This window comes from Streptomyces sp. NPDC001157, from assembly GCF_053598255.1.
On record NZ_JBSFJW010000040.1, the window covers coordinates 75,589 to 81,865 of the forward strand.

The 6,277-nt window shown below is 70.3% G+C and carries 7 protein-coding genes; 4 read left to right on the forward strand and 3 right to left on the reverse strand.

Annotated elements, in window-relative coordinates; translation table 11 throughout:
• Positions 1 to 181 precede the first annotated feature (181 nt).
• Both ACWDAG_RS40680 and ACWDAG_RS40685 read left to right on the forward strand, forming a co-directional pair.
• A complete protein-coding gene (locus tag ACWDAG_RS40680) occupies positions 182 to 733 on the forward strand; it encodes a VanZ family protein (RefSeq protein WP_450700594.1) in 552 nt (183 codons plus the stop codon).
• Between the two features lie 96 nt (positions 734 to 829).
• Entirely contained in the window at positions 830 to 1,033 is a 204-nt protein-coding gene (locus ACWDAG_RS40685) for a PspC domain-containing protein (protein WP_450700595.1), read from the forward strand.
• A gap of 80 nt (positions 1,034 to 1,113) precedes the next feature.
• Here ACWDAG_RS40685 and ACWDAG_RS40690 read toward each other — a convergent pair whose 3' ends face one another.
• Both ACWDAG_RS40690 and ACWDAG_RS40695 read right to left on the reverse strand, forming a co-directional pair.
• A complete protein-coding gene (locus ACWDAG_RS40690; protein ID WP_450700596.1) occupies positions 1,114 to 1,467 on the reverse strand; it encodes an ATP-binding protein in 354 nt (117 codons plus the stop codon).
• Positions 1,468 to 1,605: 138 nt separating this feature from the next.
• Positions 1,606 to 2,763 (reverse strand): adenosine deaminase, encoded by a 1,158-nt coding sequence (locus ACWDAG_RS40695; protein ID WP_450700597.1) that lies wholly within the window; start codon positions 2,761 to 2,763, stop codon positions 1,606 to 1,608.
• A gap of 113 nt (positions 2,764 to 2,876) precedes the next feature.
• Between ACWDAG_RS40695 and ACWDAG_RS40700 the strand changes: the two genes are divergently transcribed.
• Complete coding sequence (locus ACWDAG_RS40700; protein ID WP_450700598.1) at positions 2,877 to 3,638, forward strand: alpha/beta hydrolase; 762 nt, start codon at positions 2,877 to 2,879, stop codon at positions 3,636 to 3,638.
• Positions 3,639 to 3,751: 113 nt separating this feature from the next.
• On the opposite strand, the gene ACWDAG_RS40705 is transcribed toward ACWDAG_RS40700, so the two are convergent.
• Positions 3,752 to 4,714 (reverse strand): LysR substrate-binding domain-containing protein, encoded by a 963-nt coding sequence (locus ACWDAG_RS40705; RefSeq protein WP_450700599.1) that lies wholly within the window; start codon positions 4,712 to 4,714, stop codon positions 3,752 to 3,754.
• A gap of 63 nt (positions 4,715 to 4,777) precedes the next feature.
• On the opposite strand from ACWDAG_RS40705, the gene ACWDAG_RS40710 reads away from it, so the two are divergent.
• Positions 4,778 to 6,064, forward strand: a complete 1,287-nt coding sequence (locus ACWDAG_RS40710) for an MFS transporter (protein ID WP_450700600.1) — start codon at positions 4,778 to 4,780, stop codon at positions 6,062 to 6,064.
• The last annotated feature ends 213 nt before the right edge of the window (positions 6,065 to 6,277 follow it).

Sequence of the window (6,277 nt, forward strand, 5' to 3'; positions counted from 1 at the left end):
ACGCCTTTGAGGCAGTGGGGGAGTGCGTGCCAGGCGTCGCGCGCCCGCCCGGGGATATGACACAGGCTCTGAAGCACCCCTGAGGTGAACCGGGCCTGAAGAGGGCGTGTGGCGGAAGCCTCATACAGGTACCTGCGGACAAGCCGGAACCGATCGTGCCGCACGCGGCGTCTAGGGGGTCGTGCAGCGTCAAGGCTCCATCGGCGGCAACGCCGCGATCCGCGTCCGTGCGACAGGGGGTGTCCTCCTTGTCGCACACCTCGCGTTCGTCGCCTGGCTCACGCTGCGCCCGCTGGATGTGCCCTGGGTGATGCCCCCCAACCTGCATCCGTTCGCCGGCATACGCGCTGACCTGGCGCTGGGCCGGCCCGCGGCGGCCCACCGCATCGGCGAGGGCATCGGCCTCCTCGCGCCGCTCGGCGTCCTGCTCCCGATGGCGCACGGCAGACCGTGGGCCTTCCCGTTCGCCTCGTTCGTCCGTACGGTCGCCGCGGGCGCGCTGGTCTCCGCGGGCATCCTGCTGCTGCAGACCGGGGTGCCCGGCCGGGTCCCCGACGTCGACTCGCTCATGCTGAACACCGTGGGTGTGGCCCTCGCCCACCTCGCCGTCGTCCCCGCGGCCCGCTCCTGGCTCCGCCGCAGGTCCGAGAGGGACGAGCGGGCGGCCGTCCGCCAGGAGGAAGCGGTTCAGGGTCGAACCCCGACGTTTCCCAGGGTCGGGATCGCACCCTAGAGCGACGCTTTGCCCCCTTCGTCTCCGTAGCGTGGAAGGCAGATGAGGAAGCCACCAAGAGGCCGCCTCACCCCGACGCTCACGAAGGAGCCGCACATGTCCGCCCTCGTCCGCCCCACCCACGGCCGCATGATCGGCGGCGTGTGCGCCGGTCTGGCGCGGCGCTTCGGCACCTCCGCGACCACCATGCGTGTGATCTTCCTGCTGTCCTGTCTGCTGCCGGGCCCGCAGTTCCTGCTCTACATAGCGCTGTGGATCCTGCTGCCCTCCGAGGAGAAGGCGACCCGCGCCGCCTGGTGAGCCCTTCCTCATACGTACGCCGATGGGGCGCACCCCGTGCCCGGGGGTGCGCCCCATCGGCGCGTTCGCAGGGCGGCGGCTCAGCCGATCGGCATGCCGTTCACGGGCAGGCCGTGGGTGGGCAGGCTCGACTGCACCGGCAGACCGCCGAGCAGCCCGGCGACCGGCGCGGACGGGCCGTCGGCGAGCGCACGGGCGGACGGCTGCACGGAGGACAGACCGCGTTCGAGGGTGGGCTTGCCCTGGGCCACCGCCGCCTGGGCACCCGGCAGCGCCTGGGAGACGTTCTGCGCCGGGAGCGCGCTGGTGACGGAGTCCAGCGTGCCGGTGGCGTCCGGGACCGCCGGGGCCGCGTTCGCGGCGCCCGCGCCCGTGGCGGCAAAGGCGGCACCAAGAGCGGCGACACCGAGGGTCTTGGCAGCAGACTGCTTCATGAAATGCATCCTCGAATGGGGTTGCGGAAATGTGAGCGGTGTCTCGACCGTAAACACGGGCACCCGCCCGCCGCAAACATCGAAATGGGGACGGGTTGTGAATACCCGTCCCCATTCCATACACCCCAATATCCCCAGTTAGTCTCCCGAGGACACAGAACCGCTGGTGGAGGCGGTTTGCTGGAACAGCCATTCGGACTTCAGCTCGGCATATCCGGGCTTGATCACGTCATTGATCATCGCCAGTCGTTCATCGAAAGGAATGAACGCTGATTTCATCGCATTGACGGAGAACCACTGCATGTCGTCGAGCGAATAACCGAAGGCGTCGACAAGGTGCTCGAATTCCCGGCTCATGCTTGTGCCGGACATGAGTCTATTGTCCGTATTCACGGTCGCACGGAAGTGCAGTCGGCGCAGCAGCCCGATCGGGTGTTCGGCATACGACTCCGCGGCCCCGGTCTGGAGGTTGGAACTGGGGCACAGTTCGAGCGGGATGCGCTTGTCCCGTACGTACGAGGCGAGCCGCCCGAGCTTCACCGAGCCGTCGGCGTGCACCTGGATGTCGTCGATGATGCGCACCCCGTGCCCGAGCCGGTCGGCGCCGCACCACTGCAGGGCCTGCCAGATCGACGGCAGCCCGAAGGCCTCACCGGCGTGGATGGTGAAGTGGTTGTTCTCGCGCTTCAGATACTCGAAGGCATCAAGGTGCCGGGTGGGCGGATAACCGGCCTCGGCGCCGGCGATGTCGAAGCCCACCACCCCCAGGTCCCGGTAGCGGTTGGCGAGTTCGGCGATCTCCAGGGCGCGGGCGGCGTGCCGCATGGCGGTGAGCAGCGCGCCGACGCGGATCCGGCGACCGCTCTGACGCGCGAGCCGCTCCCCTTCCCGGAAGCCCTCGTTGACGGCCTCGACGACCTCCTCGAGGCTGAGCCCGCCCTCCAGATGCTGTTCGGGGGCGTACCGCACCTCGGCGTACACGACCCCGTCCTCGGCGAGATCCTCGGCGCACTCGCGCGCGACCCGGACGAGCGCGTCCCGGGTCTGCATCACGCCGACGGTGTGGGAGAAGGTCTCCAAGTACCGCTCCAGCGAACCGGAGTCGGCGGCCTCCCGGAACCAGACGCCGAGCTTGTCGGAGTCGGTCTCGGGGAGGCGGTCATAGCCCGCGTCGCGGGCGAGTTCGACGATCGTCCCCGGGCGGAGACCGCCGTCGAGGTGGTCGTGCAGCAGAACCTTCGGCGCCCGGCGGATCTGCTCCGGCGTCGGGGTGTTCGAGATGGTCTGGCTCGTCATTTCCGCACTCTACCTCCTACGCGCGTAGATCGCCGGTTGTACAACTCCGTCGATACGTAACGGTGACCGCATGGACGGGGCACGTACACCCGCGCTTCTGACACTGTTCTGTCATGGCACACCAATCGACGCCGGTTCGACGGGCCCGGCTGGGGAGGGCGCTCGGCCCGGAACCGACGGCGGTGAGCGGAGTGGTTCTGCTGCTCCCCGGCGGCGACGAGGAGTCGGCCCGCAGACCGTCCCCCATGCTGGCGACCGCCTCCGTACGCGCACTCGGCCGGCGTCTGGCCCGCGCGGGGCGGGAGGAGGGCCTGGCCACGCATGTCGTCCACTACCGCTACCGAGGCTGGAACGGCAGCGAGGCCCATCTGGCGCAGGACGCCTCCTGGGCCGCGGACGAAGCCGTACGACGCTACGGCGACGTCCCCGTCTGCCTCGTCGGCCTCGGCATGGGCGGCCGGGCCGCACTGCGCGCGGGCGGCCACGAGGCCGTCAACTCCGTGCTGGCGATGGCGCCTTGGCTGCCCGAGGAGGACGTCGCCGCTTCGCCTGAACCGGTGAAGCAGTTGGCGGGGCGGCGGGTGCTGATCGTGCATGGCACGAATGACGGCGTCTCCGACCCCGAGCTGTCCTTCCGGCTGGCGGCGCGGGCGAAGAAGGCGAACCGGGATGTATGCCGGTTCGAAGTGCACTCCGACGGTCATGGGTTGCATCAGTACCGGAGTGAAGTGCTGGCGCTGGCCGAGGATTTCGTGATGGGGGCGTTGTTCGGGCGTTCGTTCTCGCGGCCGGTGGAGGATGCGTTGGCGGCTCCGCCGCCGTTGGGGTTGCGGATGCCCTTGGCTGCGGGTTTTGGCAAGTCGTTGCGCCGCTAACGCCGTTGGGGCGGATGGGTCGTTGGCGGGTGCGGATTGTCTGTGGTTGCTCGCGCCCACGCGGCGGAGCCGCAAATCGACACAGCCCCGCGCCCCTTAAGGGGCGCTGCCGCTCACGTCGGGAGCAGGTTGCCCCTTCTTGAGAGCAGGAATCTTTTGAAGGCGGCCACCGGGGGTGTGTCCGGGTGGCCGTCGAGCCAGGCCACGCCGATTTCGCGTACCGCGCGTGGAGCTGTGACCGTGAGCTCCACAACTCCTGGGCGGGGGAAGGCCGGTGGTGGGAGGAGGGCGACTCCCAGCCCGGCCGCTACGAGGCCTCGTAGGGTCTCCGCCTCCTCTCCCTCGAAGGCGATACGGGGCTTGAAGCCGGCCTCCTTGCACAGGGCGTCCGTGATGAGGCGCATGCCGTAGCCGGGTTCGAGGGTGACGAAGGTTTCGTCGGCCGCTTCCGCGAGGCGGATGCGGCGGCGGCTCGCGAGGGGATGGTCGGCGGGGACGACCAGGCGGAGTTTCTGTTCGTCGAGGCGGCGGGCCACCAGGTCGGGGGCGTCGGGGACCGGGGAGGTCAGACAGAGGTCGAGTTCGCCCGCGCGCAGCTTCTCCAGCATCGCCTCGCCGTAGTTCTGGACGAGGCTGAAGCGAACGCGCGGATGATCCACGCGGAAGGCCTGGATCAGGCCCGGGACCGTCTCGGCGCCCATGGTGTGCAGGAAGCCGAAGGCCACCTTGCCGGTGGCCGGGTCCGCGTCGGCGCGGACCTCGTCGGCGGCGCGCTCGATCTCGGCGAGGGCGCGTTCGACGGAGCCGAGGAAGGTGCGGCCGGCCGGGGTGAGCGAGACGGTGCGGCCGCGGCGGGCGAACAGGTCGACGCCCAGGTCCTGCTCCAGCCGGACCATGGCCCGGGAGAGGGTGGACTGCGGGACCTGCATCTCCTGGGCGGCGCGTGTGACGTGCTCGGTGCGGGCGACGCCGGCGAAGTGGGCGAGGCGCGGGGCGAGCAGCGAGACGATGTCCTCGGTGTCTTTTGTGTCACTGGACGGTGACAGGCGAGCTTGTGACCTCTGCTGATGCACCATGGGAACGATTATGGCGATTCCATGCATTGGACGGATGAGCGGGGCCGTACGTAGCTTCGAGGCATGTCTCCCGCCAGTACCGGGGCGTCCACCGTCGTGGGCGCCGAATCCGTTGTCCCTGCCGTCGATGTCGCCGATTCCCGTATGGCCCCGGGCGGTCCCGGTTACCGCCGTATGAGCTTCGCGCTCTTCCTCGCGGGGGTCGCGACCTTCGCGCTGCTGTACTCCACGCAGGCCCTGCTGCCGCTGATCTCGGGCGAGTTCGGGGTGGCGGCGAGTGAGGCGAGCTGGACCGTTGCGGCGGCGACCGGTGGACTGGCGGTGTTCGTCCTTCCGATGAGTGCCCTGTCGGAACGGTTCGGACGTCGCACGGTGATGACCGGGTCGCTGGCGGTCGCGGTGACGGTGGGGCTCCTGGTGCCGTTCGCGCCGTCGCTGGGCGTGCTGGTCGTGCTGCGGGCGATGCAGGGGGCGGCGCTGGCCGGGCTGCCTGCCTCGGCTACCGCGTATCTCGCGGAGGAGGTCCGGCCGAAGGCGCTGGTCACGGCGATCGGGCTGTTCGTCGCGGGCAACAGTGTCGGCGGGATGAGCGGCCGGGTGATCACCGGCTGGGTCGCGCAGGAGTGGGGCTGGCGGGTCGCGGTCGGTGTGATCGGGGCGATCGCGGTGGCGTGCGCGGTGGCGTTCCGGCTGCTGCTGCCCGCTCCGCGCCACTTCAAGGCGGGCTCGCTGCGGCCGCGGGTGCTTGCCCGTACGGTCCGCGACCACCTGTCGAACCCGCTGCTGTGCCGGCTGTACGCGATCGGTGCGCTGTTCATGACGGTGTTCGGCGGGGTGTACACGGTGATCGGTTACCGCCTGACGGAGGCGCCGTTCTCGCTGCCGCAGGGCATCATCGGGTCGATCTTCCTGGTGTACCTGGTGGGTACGGTGTCCGCTTCGACCGCGGGCCGGCTGGTGGGGCGGCTGGGCCGCCGCGGGGCCCTGTACCTGGCGGGCGGTACCACGGCGACGGGCCTGTTCGTGTCCCTGGCGGGGTCGCCCGTGCCGGTGCTGCTGGGGCTGGTGCTGATCACCGCGGGGTTCTTCGCGGGGCATGCGGTCGCGTCGTCGGCGGTGAGCAAGACGGCGACGACGGGTCGTGCGCAGGCTTCCGCCCTGTACCAGTCGGCGTACTACGTCGGGTCGAGTGCGGGGAGCACGGTGGGGGCGCTGGCGTTCCACGCCGGGGGCTGGGGCGGAACGGTCGCGGTCGGGCTGCTGGCGGTGCTGGGGGTCGTGACGATCACGGTGTTCGGGACGCGGGCGGCGCGGGTCGCTGCGCGGCGGAGCCCGGTGCCGGTGCACTGAATTTTCCTCGCCCCCGCCGCCCCTACCCTCCCCCAGAGGGGGACCCCCACCGTCCCCTGGGGGCTGCCGCCCCCAGACCCCCGCTTTCGGCCTGAACGGCCCCGCTCCTCAAACGCAGGACGGGCTATTCATAGCCCCTCCGGCGTTTGTACATCAGCAGGTTGGCGCCGCGGCCGTGCGGGATGCCGTACATCTGGCCCTTGACCGAGTTCC